The 22,015-nt window shown below is 66.1% G+C and carries 22 protein-coding genes; 13 read left to right on the forward strand and 9 right to left on the reverse strand.

Annotated features, from left to right (window positions below; genetic code table 11):
* Nucleotides 1-61 precede the first annotated feature (61 nt).
* From V8J55_RS10325 to V8J55_RS10340, 4 genes are all read left to right on the forward strand, one after another.
* A complete protein-coding gene (locus tag V8J55_RS10325; RefSeq protein ID WP_336445508.1) occupies nucleotides 62-220 on the forward strand; it encodes a hypothetical protein in 159 nt (52 codons plus the stop codon).
* Between the two features lie 121 nt (nucleotides 221-341).
* Nucleotides 342-686 (forward strand): hypothetical protein, encoded by a 345-nt coding sequence (locus V8J55_RS10330; RefSeq protein WP_336445509.1) that lies wholly within the window; start codon nucleotides 342-344, stop codon nucleotides 684-686.
* Between the two features lie 115 nt (nucleotides 687-801).
* Entirely contained in the window at nucleotides 802-1,620 is an 819-nt protein-coding gene (locus tag V8J55_RS10335; protein ID WP_336445511.1) for a TorF family putative porin, read from the forward strand.
* 184 nt (nucleotides 1,621-1,804) lie between these two features.
* Entirely contained in the window at nucleotides 1,805-3,193 is a 1,389-nt protein-coding gene (locus V8J55_RS10340) for an exopolysaccharide biosynthesis polyprenyl glycosylphosphotransferase (RefSeq protein ID WP_336445512.1), read from the forward strand.
* Between the two features lie 21 nt (nucleotides 3,194-3,214).
* Here the strand turns inward: V8J55_RS10340 and V8J55_RS10345 are convergent, their stop codons facing one another.
* From V8J55_RS10345 to V8J55_RS10355, 3 genes are read right to left on the reverse strand one after another with little or no spacing between them, the layout of a single operon-like run.
* On the reverse strand, nucleotides 3,215-4,213 hold the full coding sequence (locus V8J55_RS10345) for a polysaccharide pyruvyl transferase family protein (RefSeq protein WP_336445513.1): 999 nt from the start codon (nucleotides 4,211-4,213) through the stop codon (nucleotides 3,215-3,217).
* Nucleotides 4,210-5,691, reverse strand: coding sequence for a lipopolysaccharide biosynthesis protein (locus tag V8J55_RS10350; RefSeq protein WP_336445514.1), 1,482 nt, complete (start codon nucleotides 5,689-5,691; stop codon nucleotides 4,210-4,212). The genes V8J55_RS10345 and V8J55_RS10350 overlap by 4 nt, the downstream gene beginning before the upstream one ends.
* On the reverse strand, nucleotides 5,681-6,442 hold the full coding sequence (locus tag V8J55_RS10355; protein ID WP_336445515.1) for a glycosyltransferase family 25 protein: 762 nt from the start codon (nucleotides 6,440-6,442) through the stop codon (nucleotides 5,681-5,683). Before V8J55_RS10355 ends, V8J55_RS10350 begins: the two co-directional genes overlap by 11 nt.
* A gap of 223 nt (nucleotides 6,443-6,665) precedes the next feature.
* On the opposite strand from V8J55_RS10355, the gene V8J55_RS10360 reads away from it, so the two are divergent.
* From V8J55_RS10360 to V8J55_RS10375, 4 genes are read left to right on the forward strand one after another with little or no spacing between them, the layout of a single operon-like run.
* Nucleotides 6,666-7,535, forward strand: a complete 870-nt coding sequence (locus V8J55_RS10360) for a glycosyltransferase (protein WP_336445516.1) — start codon at nucleotides 6,666-6,668, stop codon at nucleotides 7,533-7,535.
* Nucleotides 7,535-8,500, forward strand: coding sequence for a glycosyltransferase family 2 protein (locus V8J55_RS10365; protein WP_336445517.1), 966 nt, complete (start codon nucleotides 7,535-7,537; stop codon nucleotides 8,498-8,500). Before V8J55_RS10360 ends, V8J55_RS10365 begins: the two co-directional genes overlap by 1 nt.
* Nucleotides 8,497-9,414 carry an endonuclease/exonuclease/phosphatase family protein gene (locus tag V8J55_RS10370; RefSeq protein ID WP_336445518.1) on the forward strand — a complete coding sequence of 306 codons (918 nt, stop codon included), beginning with the start codon at nucleotides 8,497-8,499 and terminating at the stop codon, nucleotides 9,412-9,414. The genes V8J55_RS10365 and V8J55_RS10370 overlap by 4 nt, the downstream gene beginning before the upstream one ends.
* On the forward strand, nucleotides 9,411-10,709 hold the full coding sequence (locus V8J55_RS10375) for an outer membrane beta-barrel protein (protein ID WP_336445519.1): 1,299 nt from the start codon (nucleotides 9,411-9,413) through the stop codon (nucleotides 10,707-10,709). The genes V8J55_RS10370 and V8J55_RS10375 overlap by 4 nt, the downstream gene beginning before the upstream one ends.
* A 6-nt stretch (nucleotides 10,710-10,715) precedes the next feature.
* On the opposite strand, the gene V8J55_RS10380 is transcribed toward V8J55_RS10375, so the two are convergent.
* Genes V8J55_RS10380 through V8J55_RS10390 form a run of 3 tightly spaced genes read right to left on the reverse strand, consistent with a single transcriptional unit; the run spans nucleotide 10,716 to nucleotide 13,182 of the window.
* A complete protein-coding gene (locus V8J55_RS10380) occupies nucleotides 10,716-11,441 on the reverse strand; it encodes a serine acetyltransferase (protein WP_336445520.1) in 726 nt (241 codons plus the stop codon).
* Nucleotides 11,441-12,004, reverse strand: coding sequence for a polysaccharide biosynthesis/export family protein (locus V8J55_RS10385; RefSeq protein WP_336445521.1), 564 nt, complete (start codon nucleotides 12,002-12,004; stop codon nucleotides 11,441-11,443). The genes V8J55_RS10380 and V8J55_RS10385 overlap by 1 nt, the downstream gene beginning before the upstream one ends.
* Nucleotides 12,001-13,182 carry a glycosyltransferase gene (locus V8J55_RS10390; RefSeq protein WP_336445522.1) on the reverse strand — a complete coding sequence of 394 codons (1,182 nt, stop codon included), beginning with the start codon at nucleotides 13,180-13,182 and terminating at the stop codon, nucleotides 12,001-12,003. The genes V8J55_RS10385 and V8J55_RS10390 overlap by 4 nt, the downstream gene beginning before the upstream one ends.
* A 186-nt stretch (nucleotides 13,183-13,368) precedes the next feature.
* Here V8J55_RS10390 and V8J55_RS10395 point away from each other — a divergent pair, with 186 nt between their 5' ends.
* On the forward strand, nucleotides 13,369-14,529 hold the full coding sequence (locus V8J55_RS10395) for an acyltransferase family protein (RefSeq protein WP_336445523.1): 1,161 nt from the start codon (nucleotides 13,369-13,371) through the stop codon (nucleotides 14,527-14,529).
* Nucleotides 14,530-14,544: 15 nt separating this feature from the next.
* A complete protein-coding gene (locus V8J55_RS10400) occupies nucleotides 14,545-14,823 on the forward strand; it encodes a hypothetical protein (protein ID WP_336445524.1) in 279 nt (92 codons plus the stop codon).
* On the opposite strand, the gene V8J55_RS10405 is transcribed toward V8J55_RS10400, so the two are convergent.
* From V8J55_RS10405 to V8J55_RS10415, 3 genes are read right to left on the reverse strand one after another with little or no spacing between them, the layout of a single operon-like run.
* A complete protein-coding gene (locus V8J55_RS10405) occupies nucleotides 14,820-16,010 on the reverse strand; it encodes a glycosyltransferase family 4 protein (RefSeq protein ID WP_336445525.1) in 1,191 nt (396 codons plus the stop codon). The genes V8J55_RS10400 and V8J55_RS10405 overlap by 4 nt on opposite strands.
* Before the next feature lie 36 nt (nucleotides 16,011-16,046).
* Nucleotides 16,047-17,060 (reverse strand): NAD-dependent epimerase/dehydratase family protein, encoded by a 1,014-nt coding sequence (locus V8J55_RS10410; protein WP_336445526.1) that lies wholly within the window; start codon nucleotides 17,058-17,060, stop codon nucleotides 16,047-16,049.
* The gene (locus V8J55_RS10415; RefSeq protein WP_336445527.1) at nucleotides 17,057-18,409 is read right to left on the reverse strand and encodes a UDP-glucose dehydrogenase family protein; all 1,353 of its coding nucleotides are present in this window, start codon (nucleotides 18,407-18,409) and stop codon (nucleotides 17,057-17,059) included. The genes V8J55_RS10410 and V8J55_RS10415 overlap by 4 nt, the downstream gene beginning before the upstream one ends.
* 311 nt (nucleotides 18,410-18,720) lie before the next feature.
* Between V8J55_RS10415 and V8J55_RS10420 the strand changes: the two genes are divergently transcribed.
* The 3 genes from V8J55_RS10420 (at nucleotide 18,721) to V8J55_RS10430 (ending at nucleotide 22,014) form a co-directional block, all read left to right on the forward strand.
* Nucleotides 18,721-19,992: an aldehyde dehydrogenase family protein gene (locus V8J55_RS10420; protein ID WP_336445528.1), complete on the forward strand. Its 1,272-nt coding sequence runs from the start codon at nucleotides 18,721-18,723 to the stop codon at nucleotides 19,990-19,992.
* A gap of 68 nt (nucleotides 19,993-20,060) precedes the next feature.
* Nucleotides 20,061-20,999: a hypothetical protein gene (locus tag V8J55_RS10425; protein ID WP_336445529.1), complete on the forward strand. Its 939-nt coding sequence runs from the start codon at nucleotides 20,061-20,063 to the stop codon at nucleotides 20,997-20,999.
* A 157-nt stretch (nucleotides 21,000-21,156) separates the two neighbouring features.
* Complete coding sequence (locus tag V8J55_RS10430) at nucleotides 21,157-22,014, forward strand: UTP--glucose-1-phosphate uridylyltransferase (protein ID WP_336445530.1); 858 nt, start codon at nucleotides 21,157-21,159, stop codon at nucleotides 22,012-22,014.
* Nucleotide 22,015 lies beyond the last annotated feature (1 nt).

Below are 22,015 nucleotides of genomic sequence, written 5' to 3' on the forward strand. Positions count from 1 at the left end.
ATATGGACTTCGGGCTGACCTGCTCTCGATTTAAAATGGCGCAAGCCCCTATTGAATCGTCATGATTCGCGACAATTTCAAAACCCCGCCGCACGCTTCGCGGCAGTCGAAGCACGACCGGATCGTCGACTGGCTGGGCGCACAAGGGCCTTTGATCCTCACAATCTATATGTGCGGGATCATCGCGCTGGTCGCTTTCCTGGCCGACGCGATGCGCTGAGGCCGGACCTCCGCCGCAAGCCGTCCGAATTATACGCAATCTCAATGCGCGTTCCGGTTTCCCGCTCTCGAATTCCTACGCGATCATGCGTAATTGGACGGCCTCCCGTTGGAGGTTCGAGATGAAGAAATGGCATGAAACGCGCGCCGCCAATATCGGGCTGCGCGCTCTGGGTATCGTCCTCGTCGGCATCGGCTGGCTGTTCGCGTTCAGGCTTCATCACATGGCGCTGATCACCGGACCGCGCGATCCGGGTGCGCTGATGATCATCCTGTCGGCGGCGACCTTCCTTAGCGCGAGCGCCGGAAGCGCCCTGCTGTTTGTCGGCCCGGGATTGTGGGAAACGGTCGAGGTTTCGGTGCGATGGCGGCGATTGCCTCCCGGGGTTTCGGACGCGCCATTTTCCTTCGAAGGGGATTTGCAGAATCCTGCCGGACCCCCGGCGGGCGGGCGGCCCGGAGCATAACGAAAACACTATGCAATTGATCGTCCGTTCCTCTCGATTTCCAATGCCGCGCTGATCTAGTTGGGCGTCCTCGCCAGCCTCCCCACTCCGGAAAGAGGCCATATCAGAGGATCATATGAAGACCATTATCTCAGCCGCCGCCCTGCTCGCGGGCCTTTTGCCGGCCGCCGCCTTTGCGCAGGAAGAAGAGGCAAAATCCGTCACGATTACGGGGTCCGCGACCATCGCATCCGATTACCGTTTCCGCGGCGTCTCGCAGTCCGACGAAGAAATGGCCGTTCAGGGCGGCCTGACGCTGACCCATCAAAGCGGCCTCTATGCAGGTGTCTGGGCATCGAACCTCGCCGGGTGGGGTACGTTCGGGGGCGCCAATATGGAACTCGATCTGATCGGCGGTTATAAATTGCCGCTGAGCGACAAGGCCGCGCTCGATGTCGGCCTCGTCTGGTACATGTATCCCGGCGGCGCCGATGAATCGGATTTCGCCGAGCCTTATGTAAAGCTGTCGGGAACCGTCGGACCGGCCGCCCTGACTGCGGGGGCCGCCTATGCGCCCAAGCAACATGCGCTCGCCAATGTCTCGAACGCACCGAACAGCCGCGGGCAGAGCGACGATAACCTGTATCTGTGGGGCGACGGCGCGGTCGCCATTCCCGGCACCCCGTTCACCGCAAAGGCGCATGTCGGCCATTCGGACGGCAATCCTGGCCTCGGCCCCAACGGCACCAGCGTTGCCCCGACGGGTAGCTACTGGGATTGGTCGCTCGGTATGGACGCCAGCTGGCGCAACCTGACGCTGGGCGTGTCCTATATCGATACGAACATCAGCAAGTCCGAGGCGGCGCGCCTGCAGCCCAATTTCAGCAAGGGTGGGGACGGGACCGGTTCGATTGCCGACGCCGCGGTGGTGGCCAGCCTGACCGCAGCCTTCTGATAAACGCACGGCCCGGGCGGTTCGCGCCGCCCGGGCCGTTTTGCCCGCATTGCGGCGTACCAAATGGTATCCGCACGGATCATCTTGTATCCGGCACGTGCCCGCGCGGCCCGCTTGTATTCCCTGGCGCTCAAGACATGTTGCATTGCAACAATATAGCCAACCCCAGGGAGCTCCCCATCCCATGACCAAAATCGACTTGGCGCTCCAAGGCGCACCCATTCGAACGCCGCTCGCGAAAGCGGCGCGGCGCGATGCCAAGATATGGCTCTGTCTGGGATTGATAGCGCTGGACGCGGCGGCGCTCGCGGTGGGCTTCGCCGTGACGCTGATGATCGAGCAGCCCCGGAGCATCTCGGAAGGATTGTTGACCGCGATGCTGGGCGCCCTGTTCGTCCATTTCGCGATCGCCTTCCAGAATCAGGCCTATAATCCGCGCTGTCTGACCCGTCCGGTCAAGAGCGTTCGCCAGACGCTGCTGTCGTTCGCGACGACTCTGTTCGTCTTTCTGCTGGTCGCCTTTTCGTTCCGGCTGACCGGCAAGATGCCGCGTCTGGCGGTCGGCATGGGCATGGTGACCGCGGTGACCTTGTTGGTAAGCCAACGGCTGTTGCTGTGCCGGATCGTGCGCCGGGCTTTCGGCGACATGACTGCCGAGCTCGTGATCGTCGACGGCGCGAACCTGCCCACTGCCTATTTTGGCCGCGAGATTATCGACGCACGCGCGTCGGGGCTCCGCACCGATCTCGACGATCCCTATATGCTCGATCGCCTCGGCACCGTGCTTCAGGATTACGACCGGGTGACAATCGTTTGCGCGCCTGAATACAAGGTCGAGTGGGCGCGCGCGCTGAAGGGCGTGAACATCGTCGGCGAGATCGTGATGCCCGAGATTGCCGAACTGGGGCCGCTAACCACGCGCCAGCGCGGCGGGGTGACGACGCTGGTGGTGTCGTGGGGGCCGCTCAACCGCGCGAACCGGGTGAAAAAGCGTGCGCTCGATCTGGCGGTGACGATTCCGGCGCTGATCCTGCTGTCGCCGCTGCTGTTGATCGTCGCGCTGGCGATCAAGCTCGACTCGCCCGGACCGGTCTTTTTCCGTCAGGAGCGAATGGGGCGCGGCAACCGCATCTTCCGGATCCTGAAATTCCGCAGCATGCGCGCCGAGACGACCGACGCGAACGGCGCGCGCTCGGCGAGCCGCGACGACGACCGGATCACGCGCGTCGGACGGTTCATCCGCGCGACAAGCATCGACGAGCTGCCGCAGCTGATCAACGTGCTGTCGGGCGAGATGAGCCTCGTCGGGCCGCGTCCGCACGCGCTGGGTTCGACCGCCGGGAACGAACTGTTCTGGCGGGTCGACCGGCAATATTGGCACCGTCACGCGCTCAAGCCCGGGATCACCGGCCTCGCCCAGATTCGCGGGTTTCGCGGGGCGACCAACACCCGGCGCGATATTCTGGACCGGCTCGAGTCCGATCTGGAATATCAGCACGGCTGGTCGCTGCTGCGCGACGTTTCGATCCTCGCGCGCACCGCGCAGGTGCTCGTCCACCGCAACGCTTATTGAACGGTGCCCCGTGGACGGCGCTTAGCCGTCCACGATTTGGGGCGCGCGGCACGCCAACGCGGTGTCGAAGGCTTCGGCGCGATTTGTCGCGCGCATCAGCCCCGCATAATCGCCCGTCCATTGATCGGCGAAGCCCGCGACCTTGCCATAGATGTTGTCGAGCAGCACATGCGGGATGTCGAGCAGCAGCGAGAGGATGTGCGCGTGCAGCCGGTCGGTGACGACCAGCTCGCCGGTCGACAGCATCGTAAGGCCACGCTGGAAGCGCCATTCGGCCAGACGCTGCTGCCGCGCGGCGCGCTGTACCATCGGATCGCGGGTGAGGAGGCGGCCGAGCCCCAGCGACAGGCGCAGGCGGCGTTTCTGGCCGGCATCCTCTTCGAGCCAGTCGTCGGCGATGACGCCCGCGGGCAGCGCGGCGTCGCCGGCGGCGCGTTCATGATCGGTGCGCAGCAGCGCGAAGACCGGCGCGGTAGCGGGATCGCGGCGCTGGCGGCCGAGCATCAGCGCGGCATCGGGGCAAAGCCGGATATCGCAATCGAAATGCTGCTCGGCAAAGGCGAGCGAGCGGGCGTCGCGGACGAGCAGGGTGAATTGGCCGTGCGCACGGATCGCCTCGGCCATTTCCGCCGCGGCAGCGGGGTCGGCATAGTGGATCGACTGCGGCATCTGGACGATCGGGTGGCCGCGATGCGTGCGAAGGAGGTGCAGGCGGAAGGCTTCATGCTTGGGCCAGAGCGTCCCCATATTGCCGCCGCCGTGGATCAGGATCGGCCCGTCGCCGATCGCCGCGCGGCATGCCGTATCGTCGAAATCGGCGATCGCCGAATAATAGGCCGGAAGGCGGCCTGACTTGCGCAGATACGCCATCTCGCCGAGCCAGATCGCCGAATCGCCGACATTGGAGTGATCGGGGAAGTCGACCAGCGCGAGCGGGCCCGCGGGGATCACTGCATCGAGCGTGCGCGTGAAACGCTGGGCGAGTTCGCCGACGAGCTGGTCGGCGGTCTTCTTGGTCATATCGGGCTCTTTCTGAAGCGTTTGAACAGGAACAGGAAACGGCCGCGCCACGCGCCCGAGATGGCGAGCAGCGCGACCGCGTAGAAGAGCGCACCGATCGCGGTGAGCAGCAGCAGCGATTGCCAGCCGGCCAGATGCGTATCGAGCAGCCGCATCGCGATCGCGAGCGCGACGCCCATCACCGAGGATGCGATGAGCGGCGCGCCGACCGCGCGTAAGCTGTCGACCGGACGAATGCCCGAGGCGCGGCGGAGCAGCCAGATCTGCAGCGGCAAGGTGAGGTAGGCGCGCCCGACGTATGAGACGGCGACCGCGAAAAGCCCGTAAGGGAGCGCCGCGAGCGTCAGGATCACGCCGAGTATCAGCTGCGTCGTCGACAGCGAGATCAGGCTGCGCGACGCGCCGAGCACGCTGAGCGAGGGCGAGGCGAAGAAGTTGAGCGTGAAGGGCACCGCCATGAAGGCGAAGATCTGGGCGAGCTGCCCGGCTTCGGCCCATTTGGCGCCGAACACGGTGGGGATCGCGACCGGCGCGAGCGCACCGAAACCGACGAGCGCGGGAAAGGAAAGCGCCGACGCGCGCGCAATCATCCAGCGATAGGCTTTGCTGAGCTCGGCGGGGTCGTCCTTGACCCGCGCGAGCGTCTGTACCGCGACCTGCGTAAAGGGCTGGATCGCGCCGCGGCCGATCAGCTCGACGGTGCGCCAGGCGGTGCGATAGACACCCACCGCGGCGAGCCCGATCCCGGCGCCGATTGCCATCTCCTGCACGCGCACCGTCGCGAGGAAGGCGAGCTGGACGTAGATCAGGCTGGCATTGAGCATCAGATTGCCGCGCAATATGACCCAGTCGAATTGCCAGCCCGGCTTCCAGTCATAGGAGGCGCGCGAGAGTATGACCCCGACGATCTCGGTCACGAGGCGCTGGATGACAAGGCTCCAGAGGCCGAGTCCGGCAAAGGCGGCGGCGACCGCGCAGGTGCCGCCGATCAGCCCGCCGACGACCGAGCGGAGCGCAGTGGTGCGATGCCCGAACTCGCGCAGGCGCAGCGCCATATGCGTGGCGCCGAACGAGGAGATCGGCAGCGCGAGGCTCATCACCGCGAGCGGCAGCGCGATGTCGGGCGCGCCCATCCAGTTCGCGATCGGCTGCGCCAGCGCCATGATCAATATGGCGGAGAGGAAGGAGAAGCCCTGCTGCGAGCGATAGATGGTGTCGAGGAAGGCCGGGGTGATGTCGCGCTTGCGGGCTATCGTCTGCACGAGCCCGGCGGTGGCGATGATGCGGAAGGCTTCGGCGGTCACCGCCATAACGGCGAATGCGCCGATATCCGCGCGCGTGAGCAGCCGCGCGAGGATCACGAAGACGACGAACGAGAAGATCTGGTCCGACAGGAAACGCGTGATCGTCCAGCCGATCGAGCTGCGACTGCGCGCGCGTAACCCGTCGTCGAAGCGGGCGGGAAGGTCAGCGCTCAAGCAGGCGTCTCGCTTTCAGCATCCGCATGCGTGCGCGTTCGACCTGCCGCCACATTCTTTGCCGCATCGAATGATAGAGCGGATCGGCCTTGGGCCCGAAGCGCGAATTGCCGATGTCCGAGACGATCGCGGCTTCGAGGATCGGCGCGGGATAGAGCGCAAGATTGGGCAGGCCGTGCGCCCACGACCGGTCCATCTCGTCATCGATCGGGCGGCGGACGGTGCGGCAATGCTCGGCGAGCCGCCGCGCGCCTTCGAGCGTGATCGCATAGCCCTGCGTGCCATAGGCAAGCCCGACCAGCTCGACGATCGCGCGCGAATGCTGGAGGAAGTCGCGCCGCACCACGCGCTGCCAGGTCGGGCGCTTGGCGTAAAGCCGAAGATAGTCGATCCCCTCGGCGCGAAGATCGGTACGCGCGAGCGGTTCGAGATAGGCCCAGTCGACCACCGTATCATCCTCGAGGACGATCGCCTGCCGCACGCCGCGCGCGACCATGTCCTGCCAGATCGAGAAATGGCTGGCATAGCAGCCGATCTCGCCCTTGCTCATTGGCCGGCCCTTGTTGCTGCGGATCGCGGGCTCGTCGATCGTCATCCCCGGCGCCGGGCCGGTGCAGGCATCGAAGAAACGCCATGCAAGCGACGTGTCCGCCGCGCGCGCGGCGAAGGCCGCCCGGCGCGCCGCGGCTGATTCGAGGGACACCACCAGGACTTCGGTGGTTTTGCCCGATTCGGGTAGGGAATCACCCACTTGGATCGCCTTTTTGCTTGCGGTTGCGCATGGCTGCGCGGTTCAGAACCAACGACGGGCCGACGCGATCCTTGGTAGCGGGCAATTATTTGAGAGCGAAGGCACCGGCGCTCCGGTCGTCCGGTCAACGGGGCAACTCGTCTTCGCAGGTGCAGCATATTGTTGACCGGCATGCCGTCGACAGCCGATTGGAACGGTGCGGGGGCACTGGACAGGCGTATCTATGTTTCAAGTCGCAGTCGTCATACCCGTGTGGAACGGCGAAAAGGTGCTCGGCCGTTGCCTCGACGCGCTCGCGCGCCAGACGCTTCCACGCGCGGCCTATCAGATCATCGTCGTCGACAATGGATCGAGCGACGCAACGCGTGATATTGCGCGCAGCTATCTGGGTGTCGAGCTCCTCGAAGAGCGCCGCCCTGGCTCTTATGCCGCGCGCAACCTCGCGATCGGGCGCGTCCGCGCGCCGATCATCGCGTTTACCGACGCCGATTGCGAACCCGCGCCCGACTGGCTCGAGCAAGTGCTGCGCGCGGCGGCGGCGAATCCGGGGTTCGGCGTGCTTGCGGGCAAGATAGAGCTGTTCGACGAGATCGCGCAGGAGCGCGAGGTGTTCGGCGATTACGAGCGGCTGTTCAGCTTTCCGCAGGCGCACGCCGCGCGCGGCAATTGCGCGACGGCCAATTGGGCGAGCGAGACGGCGTTGCTGAAGGCGCTGGGCGGGTTCGATGCGGCGCTCAAATCGGGCGGCGACCGGCAGATGGCGCTGCGCATCCGCGACAGCGGTCACCCGCTGATCTATGTGCCGGCGATGATGGTGCGCCATCCGGTTCGCGCGAGCCGCGCCGAGCTGGTACGCAAGCGGCAGCGGCTGAGCGGCGGGCGCTGGGATCGCACGCGGCGGCGCCCGCGCCTTGTCCATGTGCTCGGGATTACCGCGGTCGATACGATCCGGCGGCTGCGCCGCGCGGCGATCTCGCGCGAATTGTCGCTTCGGCGGCGGCTGGCCGTAATGTGGCTGACATTGGAGCTCGCCGGGGTGGCGGTGAGCGAATATCTCAATCTGGCGGGGGGACGAAAGGCAGCACGCGACTGATGACTCCTCCCCATGACGCTCCACGATTTTCCGTGGTGATGCCGCTCTATAATAAGGCCGCGCATGTGCGCGCCGCGATCGAGAGCGTATTTGCCCAAACGTTTCCGCCACACGAAATACTGGTGGTCGACAATCGTTCGACCGATGGCGGGCGTGAGATCGTTGCCGCGATCGGTGACGCGCGGATCCAGCTGCTCGACCTTTCGACGCCGGGGCCGGGTGGCTATGCCGGGCGCAATATCGGCATCCGTGCGGCGCGCGGCGACTGGATCGCCTTTCTCGACGCCGACGACTTGTGGCAGCCCGATCATCTCGCGGTGCTCGCCGAAGGCATAAGCGCGGACCCGGGCGTACGTGCGGCGGCGACGCGGTTCGACCATGTGTTCGAGGATCGTTCGCAGCCGCAGCGGATCGCGCCCGAGCTGGAGCAGCCGCAAAGCCTCGATCTCGCCGGCTTTCTTGCGGCCTGGCTGGCGGTGCGCGAATGTCCGATGTGGACCGGCGCGATCGCGATCCGGCGCGATACTTTGTTCGAGGCGGGGCTGTTCCCCGAAGGGCGCGCGGTGCGCGGCGGCGACAAGGATCTGTGGCTGCGCGTGCTCGCCAAGGGCGCGCTGCGGTACGATCCGCGCGTCACCGCGGTCTTTCACCGCGACAGCGACAACAAGGTCAGCAAGTCGACGACGACGCTCGACGTGCCCTGCCTCGTTGCGACCGCGCGCGGGATGCTCGCTGGTGCGACGGCGCGCGAGACGGCGTTGCTGCGGCGGCTCGTGAACCAGGAAATCGCGCATTATGCGCGCTATGCGATGAAATATCCGGGCCGCACGGCGATCCGGGTGGGCGATCTTTATCTGCCCGAGGGGGCCGGCACCGCGGCGCTGCTGCTCGCCGCGAAGCTGATCCCCGCATCGGTCCGGCAATCGAGCTATGCCCTGCGCAACCGGATTCGCGCGCGGGCGTGAAGCTGGCCCGAACCTTTGGCATCCTGCTCACCGGCGGGGCGTGTCTTGCTGCATGGCTGTCGCTTGCCGACGCGCTCGTGCCGATGCTCGATGTGCTGGCGTCGTTCCTGCCGATATTTGGCGTGGCGGTGCTGGTCGGATTGCTGCTCGCCCGGCCGCAGCTGCGCTGGGCTGTCGTGGCAGCCGTGGTTGGCCTCACGCCGGTCGCGATTGGCGTGATGCCCGAGCTGACGCGCGCGATTCCGACCGCGCAAAAGAGCACGACCCGGATCCGGCTGCTCACCCACAATGTCTGGCGGAGCAATCGCGACCCCGCCGATACGGCGCAGGCGATCATCGACGCCAAGCTCGATGTCGTGATGCTGCAGGAGGTGGATGGCAGTTTCCGCCCGATGCTAGCGGCGCTGGACCAGCATTTCGCTTTTTCCACCAAATGCCCGCCGGGCTGCGACCTCGCGATCTTCTCGCGCTGGCCGATCGTGGACAGCGGCTATTTCCTGAAGGATCCGGGCGGCCGCAAATTCGGTCCCGCGATGCTCTGGGCGCGGGTTGCGGAGCCCGGCGGCGATCCGTTTACCGTGGTGACGCTCCACTATCCGCGCCCGACATCGCGCGATCAGGCGGTGCGCAGACACGATGTAGCGCGCGCGCTGGCACGGATCGAACGCGGCTCCTTGATCGTTGGAGGCGACATGAACCTGACCCCTTGGGCCGCGGCGATGCGTGAGCAGGACCGTGCCTTCGCACCGCTCACCCGCATGACGCGCGCGCTGCCTAGCTGGCCGCGTGCCTTTCCCGTGCTGCCGATCGACCAGCTTTATGCCGGGCCCGACTGGGGACTGGTGTCGGCGCGGCGGTTTCCCGCCACCGGATCGGACCATCTGCCGCTGCTCGTGACGCTGGCCCGCCGATGAAGCGCGTTGTCACCCTTGCGCTGCTCGGCAGCTGCGGTTTCGCGATGCCCGCGCTCGCCCAACAATCGGATGCGACCGACGGGCTTGGATCGGTTTCGAGCGAGAATAGTTTCGGGCGCGACCGCAATATCGGCGTGCTCGAACGCCGCCGGCCCGATTATACGCCCGAACCGATCCAGCTCGGCGTCCTCGAACTGATGCCGCGCATGGCGATCGGCGCCGGCTATGACGACAATCTCTATGCGCAGGAGAATGACCGGATCGGCGACGCCTATCTGCGCATTCGCCCGCGCGTCTCGCTGGTCCGACCTTCGCCGACGCTCAAGCTGTCGCTCGACGGCGAGCTCGACCTCTTGCGCTACGCCAGCCGTGCGAGCGAGAACGCCACCCAATATTCGGTCAATGCCGGCGCGCTTTACACGATCAGCAAGTCGGACACGCTGAACCTGACGCTGCGCAACGGGCGCTACAGCCAGGAACGCGTCTCGCCCGATAGTCCGACGCAGGCATCGCGGCCGGTCCGCTTCACGCTGAGCGGAGGGACGGCGACCTACACGCATGTCTTCAACCGGCTGCGCGTGCGCGGCGTGGTCGATGTCGAGAACCGCAACTACAGCGACAGCGTCACCCCCGGCGGCGATCCGATCGATCAGGATTTCCGCGATCATACGACCTACACCGGCACGGCGGTCGGCGAATATGCGCTGAGCCCGAGCATCGCGCTGTTCGTCGCGGGCTCGCTTAACAAGCGCGACTATCGCGAGCGCATCGGGCCGGTGCCGGCGCGCGATTCCAAAGGCTTCGAGCTTGCCGGCGGCGCGAGTTTCGAACTGGGCCGCAAGGCGCGCGGGGCGCTGCGGCTCGGCTATTTCCAGCAGGATTACCGGCCGGTCGAATTCGAGGACGTCTCGGGCCTCCTCGTGCGCGGCGAGCTGGCCTATTTCCTCACCCCGTTGGTGACGATTACCGGCACGGTCGATCGCGGCATCAAGGAAACGGGCGTCAATGGCGCGACCGGCTATCTCGCGACCAATATGACGCTGCGCGCCGATTATGAGTTGCTGCGTAATCTGATCATCAGCGCCGGCGGCGAGCTGGAAAAGCGCGATTTCAACAACATAGACCGACGCGACGACCGCTGGACCTGGCGTGGCAGCGCGTCGTACCTCGTGAGCAAGCGGATGGCGCTGCGGTTCGACCTGCAGCGGCGCACCCAGTCGAGCTGGGGTGCGACCGCGGGCCGCGAATTTACGGACAATCGCGTTTCGGTGGGGCTGACCTTCTCGGGCCTTTAGGCCCGATCAGCCGGGCTTTGTGCGCGATCCGTAGAGCGCGCCCTCGCACGCCGCGAGCAGTTCGGGCGGCGCAAGGCGGTTGATATAGCCGTCGGATCCCTGATCGGAGAGCAGCTTCGCAGGGATGCCGCCGACGACGCCGCGCTCGGGCACATCCTTCGTTACCACCGCATTGGCGCCGATCGCCGCCTCGGCGCCGACATGAATGCCGCCGATCACCTTGGCGCCCGACCCCAGGAAGGTGCGATCGCCGATCATCGGTGCGCCGCGCCGGCTGCCGCGATTCATATAGCCGAGCACGACGCCGTGCGTGATGTTGACGTTGCTGCCCAGCACCGTGTCGCCGTGAAAATAGAAGCCACCGAAGCGGTTGAGGAACAGGCCGGGCCCGATCTCCATATATTCGGGGATCGCGAAGCCATATTTGTAGCGCGCGCGCAGCAGCAGCCATTTGGCGAAAGGGTAGAGGCCGAAAGCCTTGGCAGGCTTGAGCTTGAGCCAGCCCGCCGTGCGCATCAGCACCGTATACTTATAGCCGGGGGTGAAGGCATAATGTTTGGCGAACGCGCCGAAGCTGACACGCCCGGCATAGCGATAGAGATCGGCGGCGAGCAACGCCTTCAATTTAGCGAAGCTCACCGGGCAGCCGCGCCGGTGCGGCTTGCCCGCCTCGTCGGACGCGGGCTCTTCGAACGCCGGCACGGGCGTCAGCGATGCAGTGGCCATATTCATCAGAAATAGCGCTCGCCGAAGCGGATCGTGTCGCCGGGGAGCACGGCGAAATCGGCGCTCATCGGATATTCCTGCTCGCCGGCCTCGCCCGCGCGCTTCAGGAAGACGCGTTTCTCGTTGGCGCGATAGGTGAAGCCGTCGGCTTTCGCGACAGCACCGCGGATGGTGAGGCCCTGCGTATAGGGATATTCGCCGGGCTTGTTCACTTCGCCGAGTATGTAGACGGGGCGGAAATTGGCGACCTGTACCGAAACCTGTGGTTCGAGCAGATAGCCGTCGCCGAGCTTTGCCTCGATCGCCTTGGATAATTCTTCGGTCTGGAGCCCCGCCGCCTTGACCTCGCCGATCAGCGGGAAGGCGATCGTGCCGGCGGGCGAAACCTCGAAATCGCCAGTGAGTTTTTCTTCGCCATAGGTCGCGACCTTGATCTTGTCGCCGGGCGAAAGGACGAAAGCCGTGGCGGGAGGCGGCGCGGCGCCGCTGCCCGCGAGCGGGGTTTGCCCGGCGCACCCGCTGAGCGCCATCAGCGCCCCCGCCAGTGCGATTTGCCTATGCCATTTCATGAACTTACTCCCGGACGATATGCTGATATGTCTTCGATTTGGGACGCGGCGGACGGCGCGCGCAGCACCGCCTCGATCTGTGTCCAGTAATTTGCGGCCGCCTGTTCGACGCCGTACGCCAGCGAGCGGTCGCGCGCCCGCGCGCCGCAAGCGCTGCGGCGCGGCTCGGCGAGCACGTCGACGAGTGCTGCGGCAAAGGCTTCGACGTCATCGGTCGGCACCAACGCACCGGAATCGACATCGATCCTGCCGCTGATCGTATCGCGCGACCGGCCGGCCAGAATTTCGGATGGGCCCGACGCGCAATTGGTCGCGACGACAGGGACCCCGCACGCCATCGCCTCGACGAGGCCGTTGGGGAAACCCTCGGCATTGGAGGGCATCGCGTAAGCTTGCGCGCGCGCGACCACCGCGAAGGGGTTGGCGACGAAGCCGGGCATGTCGACCCGGTCGGCAATCCCGAGCGAGGCGGCGAGCGCTTCGAGCGCTCCGCGCTCCGGGCCTTCGCCCAGGATGACGAGGCGTTCGCGCGGCGAGGCCTGCGCATAGGCGCGCAGAAGGAGCGGAAAATTCTTGTTCGGCATGAGCCGTCCGGCCGAGACGATATAGCGATCGGCAGGCACGAAGGCAGGCGGCTCGGCCGCAAGCTCGGCGATGCGCCGATGGTCGACCGGATTGGCGATCGCCGACATGCGCGCGCGCGCGACGCCGAAATTGGCGGCAAGATCGTCGACCACGCCTTCGGACACCGCGATGACATGCGCGGCGCGCGGATAGACGATGCGGACCATCGCCTTGGCGGCGCGCGCACTGCCCAGATGGGCGCTGGTGTTGACCCGCTCGCTGATCAGCCAGGGCCGGCCGCGCCCCGCCATCGCCCAGGCATTGGCGATATTGGCGCGGGTCAGGAAACTGAGCGTCGCATCGGGCGACACGCGTCCGACGAGCGCGCGCAGCTGGATCAGGCTCGACAGCAATTTGTGCCGGGCATCGAGCTGATGAACCTCGACCCATTCGGGTACGTCATAGGCGCGCGGCTCGTCGTCGAGCAGCGCGAGATGGATGTCGTAGCGCGCGCGCCAGGGCTCGGAACCGCCGAGCAGCGTGGCGAGGACGCGCTCGGCGCCGCCCCCCGCGAGCGAGTTGATCGCGAATAAAATCCGCTTTCGGTGCAGCATGGTTCCTCGCTGGAGTTTCGGGCGGAATTCGCCTCTGGAGAACTCCTACCACGGGCATTTGTTGCGGTGCACACAGGCTTGCCCGCTTCATCGTCCCGCAGGGGCAACTGGCCGATTTAAAGGGGTTTCGCGCCGCGAGGCGTCTATCAGGGCGAACATCGACGGACGATTTTGCGGAGGTATTTAATGGACATTCGGCGAGTCGAGTGTCTGGATGGCCTGCGCGGCGTCGCGGCCCTCTGGGTGCTCATCGGGCATATGATGATCCTGACCGGTTTCCGCTTGCCGCTGATCGGCAAGCCCGACCTCGGCGTCGACCTGTTCATCCTGCTCTCGGGCTTCCTGATGATGTATCAGTACCGGCTGCGCGCGGGCAGTGAGGACTGGGATGCGCCCGGCACCTGGGCGGCTTTCTGGACGCGCCGCTTTTTCCGGCTGGCACCGCTTTTTTATGTGACGCTCGCGGCGGCGCTGATCGCGGGGCCGTCGATTTATGCAGACCGCGTCGCGATCGACAGCTTCCTCGGGCAAGCGCTTCAGCCCGCCGAGCGCTATACCGACGGGGGCCTCACCAATATCGTGATGCATCTGACCTTCCTGTTCGGAGCGCTGCCCGAATACGCTTTTCGCACCCCGCTGCCCGACTGGAGCCTCGGGCTCGAAATGCAATTCTACCTGCTCTTTCCCTTCCTCATCCTGCTCGGACGGCGGATCGGCTGGATCCCCGCGGCACTGGTCGCGGCGGGGGGCGGTGTGGCCATCGCGTTGATCGCCGGGGCGGCGGGGCTCGACTATCCGATGCCGTCCTTCCTGCCGTTGAAGCTCCAGCTTTTCCTCGCCGGCATGCTGATCGCCGCCGATCCGGGGGAGAGCCTTGCGCGGCTATGGATGCGCCTTGGCGCCGCGATGCTGCTCGCCGCGATCCCGATCGGGGGCGATCAGGACCTGCTCCATTTCGCGGTGCGCGAGCTGCTCGTGTTCGGCTTTTTCGCGCTGGTTCATTGGCGTTCGCTCGGTGTGATCGGCTGGGTTTCGCGCCTGTTCGGCAGCCGCCCCTTCTATTGGCTGGGCGAGCTGTCCTATGGCACCTATCTGATCCACCTGCTGATCCTGCAGCCAGTCGCGGCGGCGGTCATCGGACAATTCGGCACCGGGCTCGGCGCCGCCGGGCGGTTCGCCTTGACCGGAGCGATCGTGGTTCCGGTGACCTATGCCCTTGCTTTTGTGACCTACAGGTTGGTCGAGCTGCCCGGGCAGCGGCTGGGCAAGGCGATGATCAAGCGCGTGGCCGGGGGCAGCACGCCGCGCGCGCTTCAGACAGTGCCCGAAAAGATCGCCGCGCCCTAGCTATAGGATATGGCAATGGATCGACGAACACTTCTGACTTCGATGGCCGCCGCGGCCGCGGGCAGTGCATGTAACGTAAAAGATGCCGGCTCCGGGTCCGAAAAGACGGGACGGCCGACGCTGGCGATCGATTCCGACGGGCCGGGGCGCTGGCGAATTCGCAGCTGGGAGTGGCGCAAGAACGCGTGGCACCCGCGGATCGCGCGCGCGACGCGGACCGGCGCGGGTATTGAAGTGAGCGGGCCGATCGATACGGCGGACCGGGCGAAAGTCCTCGCCCGGCTCGGCGCCTAAGCTTCCACCGCGTCGGAATAATTGGGCGCGCGCGGCGCCGTCCGGCCCGGCGCAAGCGTGGCGCGATAGACGTCGAGCGTGTCCTCCGCCGCCTTGTCCCAGCTGAAGCGCGCGCGCACGGCGTCGCGATCGATCTGAAATTCCGCGCAATCGGCGTTCAGCCGTTCGGTGAGCGCCGCGACATCGCCAACCGGGAAATAGTTCGGCGCGTCGAGCCCAATGTCGAGATTGGCGGAGATGTCGCTCAGCAGCATCCGCGCGCCGCAGCTCGCCGCCTCGAGCGCCGCGATCGGCAGGCCCTCGTGATAGGAGGGCATCACGAACAGCGCGCAATGCTCGTAGAGGCACTTCAGCGTCGCGCGTGACTGGACGCCGGCAAAGATCACGCGGTCGCTGGCGCGCGCGAGCAGGTCGCGCGCATATTCGCTTTCGTGATCGGCCGAACCCGCGATGACGAGCTTCGCCGTACAGTTCGACCGCTCATGCGCGTCGATCAGGTCGTGCAGGCCCTTTTCGGGAACGAGCCGCGCGACCGCGAGGAGGAAATCGCCGTCCTCGAGCCCCAGCCGTTCGAGCACGAGCGCCGGATCGGCGTCGCCGGGCAGGTCGGACGTGCCGTTGGGAATGTAGGAGATCGCGTGCGCGCGTTTCGGGAAGCTCTGCCGCAGCTGCGCGGCGAGCGAGGGCGAGACGGCGATCACCCGGTTGGCGAAACTCAGCGCTAGCCACTCGCCGGCGCGCAGCGCGGTGCGCGCGGCGAGGCCCCATTTGGCGCGGTGATAATCGGTGCCGTGGTGCGTCACCACCACCTTCAGACCGAGCAGCCGGGCCAGCGGCGCGAGCAAACCGGGGCCGATCGCATGGATATGGATCAGCCCGGCGCCGCGCTTGCGGGCGGAAAGGACCGCGAGCAACGTCGACACCACCGCCTCGAGATTTTGCGAGCGCGGGCAGGGGATACCGACGATCTCGACACCGCGATGCTCGCCCACCGGCTCGGGCAGATAGGGCGCGCGGCCGAGCACGACCGACCGATGATCGGGCCAGATCGCCTTGATCCGCGGGAGAAGCTCCTCGCAATGGCTTTCGATCCCGCCCATCACATGCGGAAAGCCGCGAAGGCCGGTCACGCAGATGATAGGCGCGCCCGCGGGGGCGCTGGAAGACAGACTTGTCCGTTGCAGCATATTCAACTCCATTAGCGCCCGGCCGGATTTTCCGGTTCAGGCCACCGCTGCCATCGGCCCTCTTCCACCATTTTCTATTTCGCCCAGATACCAGTCGACGAACCGCTCGATCCCGCGGGCAAGCGGGACCTTGGGGCTGTATCCGGTGAGCGCGTTGATCGCCGAGATGTCGGCGTAGGTCGCGGTCACGTCGCCCGGCTGCATCGGCCGCATCAGCTTGATCGCGGGCCGGCCGAGCGCGCGTTCGAGTACCGCGATCATGTCCATCAGCCCGACGGGATTGCAGTCGCCGATGTTGAGCAGCCGGTTCTCGCCGCCCGCCGGCGGCCGGTCTAGCACACCGACGACGCCGTCGACGATATCGTCGATATAGGTGAAATCGCGCGCCATCCGGCCTTCGCCGAACACCTCGATCGGCTGGCCGAGCAGGATCTTCTGCGCGAAACCATAATAGGCCATGTCGGGCCGGCCCCAGGGTCCATAGACGGTGAAGAAGCGCAGGCCGCTGAGCGGCAGGTGATAGAGCTTGGCATAGCTTTCGCTCATCAGCTCGCAGCTGCGCTTGGTCGCCGCATAGAGCGAGACCGGCGCGGTGCAGGGCTCGTCCTCGCGAAAGCCCGTGCCGCCGAGCGGGCGGTCGCCATAGACCGAACTCGACGAGGCGTAGACGAGATGCTCAATGTTGCCTGCGTGGCGCGCGGCCTCGAGCACCGCGAGATGCCCTTTGAGGTTGCTATGCTCATAGGCGAAGGGGTTTTCGAGGCTGTAGCGCACCCCCGCCTGCGCGGCGAGGTGGACGATGCGGCGGATGCCGTTCGCCTCGACCAGCTCGCTGATCAACCCGGGGCTGGCGATGTCGCCATCGATCAGCCGGAAACTGAAATTATCGACCAGCCGCGCGGTGCGCGCCTTCTTGAGCGCGACGTCGTAGTAGTCGGTGAAATTGTCGAGCCCGAGTACGCGTTCGCCGCGCGCGAGGAGCCGTTCGGACACCGCATGGCCGATGAAGCCGGCGGCGCCGGTTACCAGGATGGGGCTGTCGTCGGTCATGCGGCGTGCCTCTCGTCTGCGGCTTCGGCTTCGCCCGCGGGCTGGCCCGGCCGGCCGATGCCGACATAGCGCAGGCCCGCTTCCTCGGCCCGCGCGGGCGGATAGATGTTGCGGAGGTCAACAAGCACCGGTTCGGCCATCGCGGCCTTCAGGCGCTTAAGGTCGAGCGCGCGGAACGCGTCCCATTCGGTGACGATCACTGTCGCCGCCGCGCCTTCGGCGGCGGCATAGGCGGAGGATGCATATTCGACGTCGGTCAGCACCGCTTTCGCCGCGTCCATGCCTTCGGGATCGTAGGCGCGGACCTTGGCGCCGGCATCCTGCAGCGTCTGGATGATCGCGATCGACGGCGCGTCGCGCATATCGTCGGTGTTGGGTTTGAAGGTCAGGCCGAGCACCGCGACGGTGCGGCCGCGCACCTGCCCGTTCATCGCGGCGATGACCTTGCGGCCCATCGCGCGCTTGCGCTGTTCGTTCACCGCGACGGTCGCCTCGATCAGCCGCAGCGGCGCGTCGTGATCCTGCGCGGTCTTCATCAGCGCGAGCGTGTCCTTTGGGAAGCAGGAGCCGCCATAGCCGGGGCCGGCATTCAGGAACTTCGCGCCGATCCGGTTGTCGAGCCCGATGCCGCTGGCGACCTCCTGGACGTCCGCGCCGACCTGTTCGCACAGGTCCGCCATCTCGTTGATGTAGGTGATCTTCATCGCGAGGAAGGCGTTGGCGGCATATTTGATCAGCTCGCTGGTGCGGCGGCTGGTGAATACGATCGGCGCCTTGTTGAGCGAAAGCGGGCGATAGACTTCTTCCATCGGCGCGCGCGCGCGTTCGTCCTCGATACCGATCACGACGCGGTCGGGGCGCTTGAAATCCTCGATCGCGGCACCTTCGCGCAGGAATTCGGGGTTGGAGGCGACGGCGAATTCGGCCGCCGGGTTGCACTCGCGGATGATGCGCTCGACCTCGTCGCCGGTGCCGACGGGCACGGTCGATTTGGTGACGATCACGGTGAAGCCGGAGAGCGCGCCGGCGATCTCGCGCGCCGCGTCGTGGACATAGGACAGGTCGGCGTGGCCGTCGCCGCGGCGGCTGGGGGTGCCGACCGCGATGAACACGACATCGGCGGCGCCAACGGCCTCGGACAGTTCGGTGGTGAAGGCGAGATTGCCCGCCGCGACGTTGCGCGCGACCAGATCGTCGAGACCGGGCTCATAGATGGGGATGCCGCCGGCCTGCAGGCGGGCGATCTTGTTCGCGTCCTTGTCGACGCAGGTCACATGATGGCCGAAATCGGCAAAACACGCGCCCGAAACGAGCCCGACATAGCCGGACCCGATCATTACGATACGCATTACGCGTTGCTCCCTTTTTATATGAAGTCGGCTTTTTGCTGCACGTGCGAACAATCGCGTCGCAACGGTTAACGGTCAACTTGCCAGCTTTGAGCGGAGGCAATTGAAAGGCGAAATGATCGTTCCCAAAATCCCGACCCAGAACGGGACAGGGAGAAAAAATGCGATAGTTTAGAAGCGGATAATTCGAGGCTTTGCCTAAACGACGGCCAGCCGAATTGGCTGCAATGCGACGAAACGCTTCGACTTGAACTTGCCACGGGTCAGCGTCGGAGTAGAAGCTGGACGGGATAAAATGCGGGAAGGGTGAGATGCTGGAAGCGCAACGTGGGGCATTTTTCGCCGACTTGCCGGTGTCGTTGGCCCTTCGCCGCGACCGGCTGCGGCGTGCGATGCTGATGATCGAAAAAAACGCCGACGCGCTGTGCGACGCCCTCGCCGCCGACCAGCCGAATCAGGATTCGGACTCCGCCAGGCTTATCGAAGTGGCGCCGGCGCTGGCGGCGCTGCGGACAGCGATCGACGGAGTGGGCCGCTGGATGCGCCCCAAAGGCGGGCGCAGCCTGCTCGCGCGGCTGCGCGGGGCCGGCGACTATGTGGAATATCTGCCGGTCGGGGTGATCGGCATCGCGGCGCCGGCGTCGCTGCCGCTGCTCCGGACGGCGGGCATCCTCGCGGGGGCGCTCGCCGCAGGCAACCGGGTGACGTTGAAATTCGACGCGGCCTCGGAGCAGTTGAGCCGGCTGATCGGCGAACTCGCGCCCGATTTCTTCGATCCGCTCGAACTGGCGGTCGCGTCCGATGGCGACTTTGCACAGCAGCCGTTCGACCTGCTGGTGACAAGCGAACCGCAGGAAGGTGATGGGGTTATGATTGCGCGCTCGGGCCCGTCGCCGGTCATCCTCGGACGCTCGGCCGATTTTGCCAAGGCGGCCGACAATGTGATCGCACGCAAGCGCCTCAAGGGCGGAAGCGCACCGCTCGCGCCCGACTATCTTCTCGTGCCCGAAGAGCAGGAAGAGGCGATTGCGTCCTGGCTGTGGCGCGCCGCGATGCAGCCCGGGGCGAACGAAGCGGCGCTGCCGGGCGCCGAACAGCAACGGCTGGCGCGGCTATTGGATAACGCGCGCGCGCGCGGAGGCGAGGTGATGACGGCGGAGCCGCGCGGGGCGGGAATGCCGCTCCACATCATTCGCCACGCCAGCGAAGACATGCTGGTGATGCAGGAGGAGTTTCGGGGGCCGATCCTGCCGCTGCGCAATTATGCGCGGATCGAGGATGCGATCGCCACGATCCATCGGCGACCGCCGCCGCTCGCCATCACGTATTTCGGCCGCGATGCTGCGGAGCGCCGCCATGTGCTCGAACATACGCTGTCTGCGGCGATCGCGATCGACGGGCGAATTCCGTCCGCGGCGAAGGCCGATGCGGGCATGACGCTCAACATCGATCACGGCGAAGCTGGTTTCCGGCGATTCAGCCGGACGCGGCACGTTTGTCGCCAGCCTTTGGCCGGTTTTGCGCGTGCGTCCGCGCGCGACGGCGGCGACGATTTGGGTGGAGCGGCGCCCGCGCTGCACTGACCCCGGACGCGCCACGCCGCGCCGCATCGCGCTGGCCTTGATCGGTGCGCTCCGATTAGCGCGGCGGCATGGACGACCCATCCTCTCGTTTCGCCGCCAAGCCGGTTCAGATCAATGCAGGGGGCGAACCGGTCTATTTCGTGGAGTCGGGCGCCGTCTATCGCGGCGTGCGCGCGCGCGACGTCGGCAACGGCCTGTTCGTGATCCGCGAACCGGTGCGAAATGTGCAGATCGCCGATATCCGGGTGGAGGGCGGCTACCGGGTGATCGAGAACAAGGCGGCACCCGAACGGGCGGGGGCGGGCAGCGTCGGGCTTCGCGTCCGGGGGGCGAAGGCGAGCAATCTCGAACGCAGCTTCGCGCGAATCCGGTATGACAGCCATGACGGGGTGATCGAGGATGTCAGCGCGAGCGGCATGCGGACGACGGGCGCGACCGACCTGCCCGTGGGCATCGCCTTCGACGGCACGGCGCACGACTTCCGGGTCGAGCGCTGCTCCATGCGCGGCTTTCAATGGCAGCGCAAGGCCAGGCAATATTGGAACGGCGACGGTTTCTCGACCGAACGCGGCAATGCGCGGATCCTGTTCCGCCAATGCGCCGCATGGGATAATAGCGACGGCGGGTTCGACCTGAAGTCGACCGAGACTTTGCTCGACGATTGCATCAGCGGCCGCAACGCGCGCAACTTCCGGCTCTGGTCGAGCATCCGCGCGACGCGGCTCACCAGCGTCGATCCCGTCAAGGTCGGGGGGATCGGCGACACCAACCATTTCACGATCATGGCGGCGAAAGGCGCAAGCGAGCCGCTGATCATCCATATCGAGCATCTGGTGGTGAAGAGCGCCCGGGGCTGGCCGATCTTTGACGTGCATCATGGGCCGGCGAAAATCATCATCGGCTCGCACGATATCCAGGTTCCGCCGGGCACACCGCTGGTCCGCTCGCGCGGCGGCGGTTCGGTGCCGGGCGGAGTGTCCTTTGCCGGAACACCTCCAAAGCTCTGAATGGCCTGGCGCACTTTGCACACGCTTCGACGCCGGGCTCTTGCTGCAATGCAGCGTAAAGGCGCAGGTCGCTCCCCGGCAGTACGCGGCGATCGTGCCTGCCGATCCAATGCTGGTTAATTGGGGGGGAACCCAGCGACCAGAAAAGGGTGAAAAAATGCGAAAAATACGCAAGGCCGTGTTCCCCATCGGCGGCCTTGGAACCCGGTTCCTTCCGGCGACCAAGTCGATGCCTAAGGAAATGCTGCCGGTCGTCGATCGGCCGCTCATCCAATATGCGGTCGATGAGGCCCGCGAGGCGGGCATCGAGCAGTTCATTTTCGTGACCAGCCGCGGCAAGAGCCTGATCGAGGATCATTTCGACCATGCCTTCGAGCTTGAGGAAGCGATGGCCCGGCGCGGCAAGTCGCTTTCCGCGCTCGACGGCACCCGTCCCCCGCCGGGCGACATCAACATCGTGCGGCAGCAGGAGCCGCTCGGGCTGGGCCATGCCGTGTGGTGCGCCCGCCGCCTCGTCGGCGACGAACCCTTCGCGGTGCTGCTGCCCGACGATCTGATGGTCGGCGAACCCGGCTGCCTCAAGCAGATGGTCGAGGCCTATGCCGATCTTGGCGGCAATCTGATCTGCACCGAGGAAGTCGCCGCTGCGGACACGCAAAAATATGGCATCGTCACGCCGGGTGCGAGCGCCGGGGCGATTACCGAGGTCCGGGGACTGGTCGAGAAGCCGGCGCCGGACGTCGCGCCGTCGCGGCTGGCCGTCATCGGCCGCTACATTCTCCAACCCGAGGTGATGAACGTCCTCGGCAGCCAGGAGGAAGGTGCGGGCGGCGAGATCCAGCTCACCGACGCACTGGCGCGGATGATCGGCCAGCAGCCGTTCCACGGCGTCACCTTTCAAGGTCAGCGTTATGATTGCGGCGACAAGAGCGGCTTTGTGACCGCGACGCTCGCGCTCGCGCTCGCCCGTCCTGACATCGCGCCCGCGGTGCGTGCCTTTCTGGCTGCCGCATAAT

Origin of the sequence: Sphingopyxis sp. CCNWLW2, assembly GCF_037095755.1 — a bacterium.
Classification (GTDB): domain Bacteria; phylum Pseudomonadota; class Alphaproteobacteria; order Sphingomonadales; family Sphingomonadaceae; genus Sphingopyxis.

Coding starts and splice junctions, on each gene's coding strand:
- V8J55_RS10395 (WP_336445523.1), top strand. CDS start 13,369: ATGGACATTCGGCGAGTCGAGTGTCTGGATGGCCTGCGCGGCGTCGCG.
- V8J55_RS10380 (WP_336445520.1), bottom strand. CDS start 11,441: ATGAATATGGCCACTGCATCGCTGACGCCCGTGCCGGCGTTCGAAGAG.
- V8J55_RS10325 (WP_336445508.1), top strand. CDS start 62: ATGATTCGCGACAATTTCAAAACCCCGCCGCACGCTTCGCGGCAGTCG.
- V8J55_RS10410 (WP_336445526.1), bottom strand. CDS start 17,060: ATGACCGACGACAGCCCCATCCTGGTAACCGGCGCCGCCGGCTTCATC.
- V8J55_RS10345 (WP_336445513.1), bottom strand. CDS start 4,213: ATGACCAAGAAGACCGCCGACCAGCTCGTCGGCGAACTCGCCCAGCGT.
- V8J55_RS10415 (WP_336445527.1), bottom strand. CDS start 18,409: ATGCGTATCGTAATGATCGGGTCCGGCTATGTCGGGCTCGTTTCGGGC.
- V8J55_RS10335 (WP_336445511.1), top strand. CDS start 802: ATGAAGACCATTATCTCAGCCGCCGCCCTGCTCGCGGGCCTTTTGCCG.
- V8J55_RS10385 (WP_336445521.1), bottom strand. CDS start 12,004: ATGAAATGGCATAGGCAAATCGCACTGGCGGGGGCGCTGATGGCGCTC.
- V8J55_RS10365 (WP_336445517.1), top strand. CDS start 7,535: ATGACTCCTCCCCATGACGCTCCACGATTTTCCGTGGTGATGCCGCTC.
- V8J55_RS10360 (WP_336445516.1), top strand. CDS start 6,666: ATGTTTCAAGTCGCAGTCGTCATACCCGTGTGGAACGGCGAAAAGGTG.
- V8J55_RS10330 (WP_336445509.1), top strand. CDS start 342: ATGAAGAAATGGCATGAAACGCGCGCCGCCAATATCGGGCTGCGCGCT.
- V8J55_RS10390 (WP_336445522.1), bottom strand. CDS start 13,182: ATGCTGCACCGAAAGCGGATTTTATTCGCGATCAACTCGCTCGCGGGG.
- V8J55_RS10405 (WP_336445525.1), bottom strand. CDS start 16,010: ATGCTGCAACGGACAAGTCTGTCTTCCAGCGCCCCCGCGGGCGCGCCT.
- V8J55_RS10425 (WP_336445529.1), top strand. CDS start 20,061: ATGGACGACCCATCCTCTCGTTTCGCCGCCAAGCCGGTTCAGATCAAT.
- V8J55_RS10430 (WP_336445530.1), top strand. CDS start 21,157: ATGCGAAAAATACGCAAGGCCGTGTTCCCCATCGGCGGCCTTGGAACC.
- V8J55_RS10340 (WP_336445512.1), top strand. CDS start 1,805: ATGACCAAAATCGACTTGGCGCTCCAAGGCGCACCCATTCGAACGCCG.
- V8J55_RS10375 (WP_336445519.1), top strand. CDS start 9,411: ATGAAGCGCGTTGTCACCCTTGCGCTGCTCGGCAGCTGCGGTTTCGCG.
- V8J55_RS10400 (WP_336445524.1), top strand. CDS start 14,545: ATGGATCGACGAACACTTCTGACTTCGATGGCCGCCGCGGCCGCGGGC.
- V8J55_RS10420 (WP_336445528.1), top strand. CDS start 18,721: ATGCTGGAAGCGCAACGTGGGGCATTTTTCGCCGACTTGCCGGTGTCG.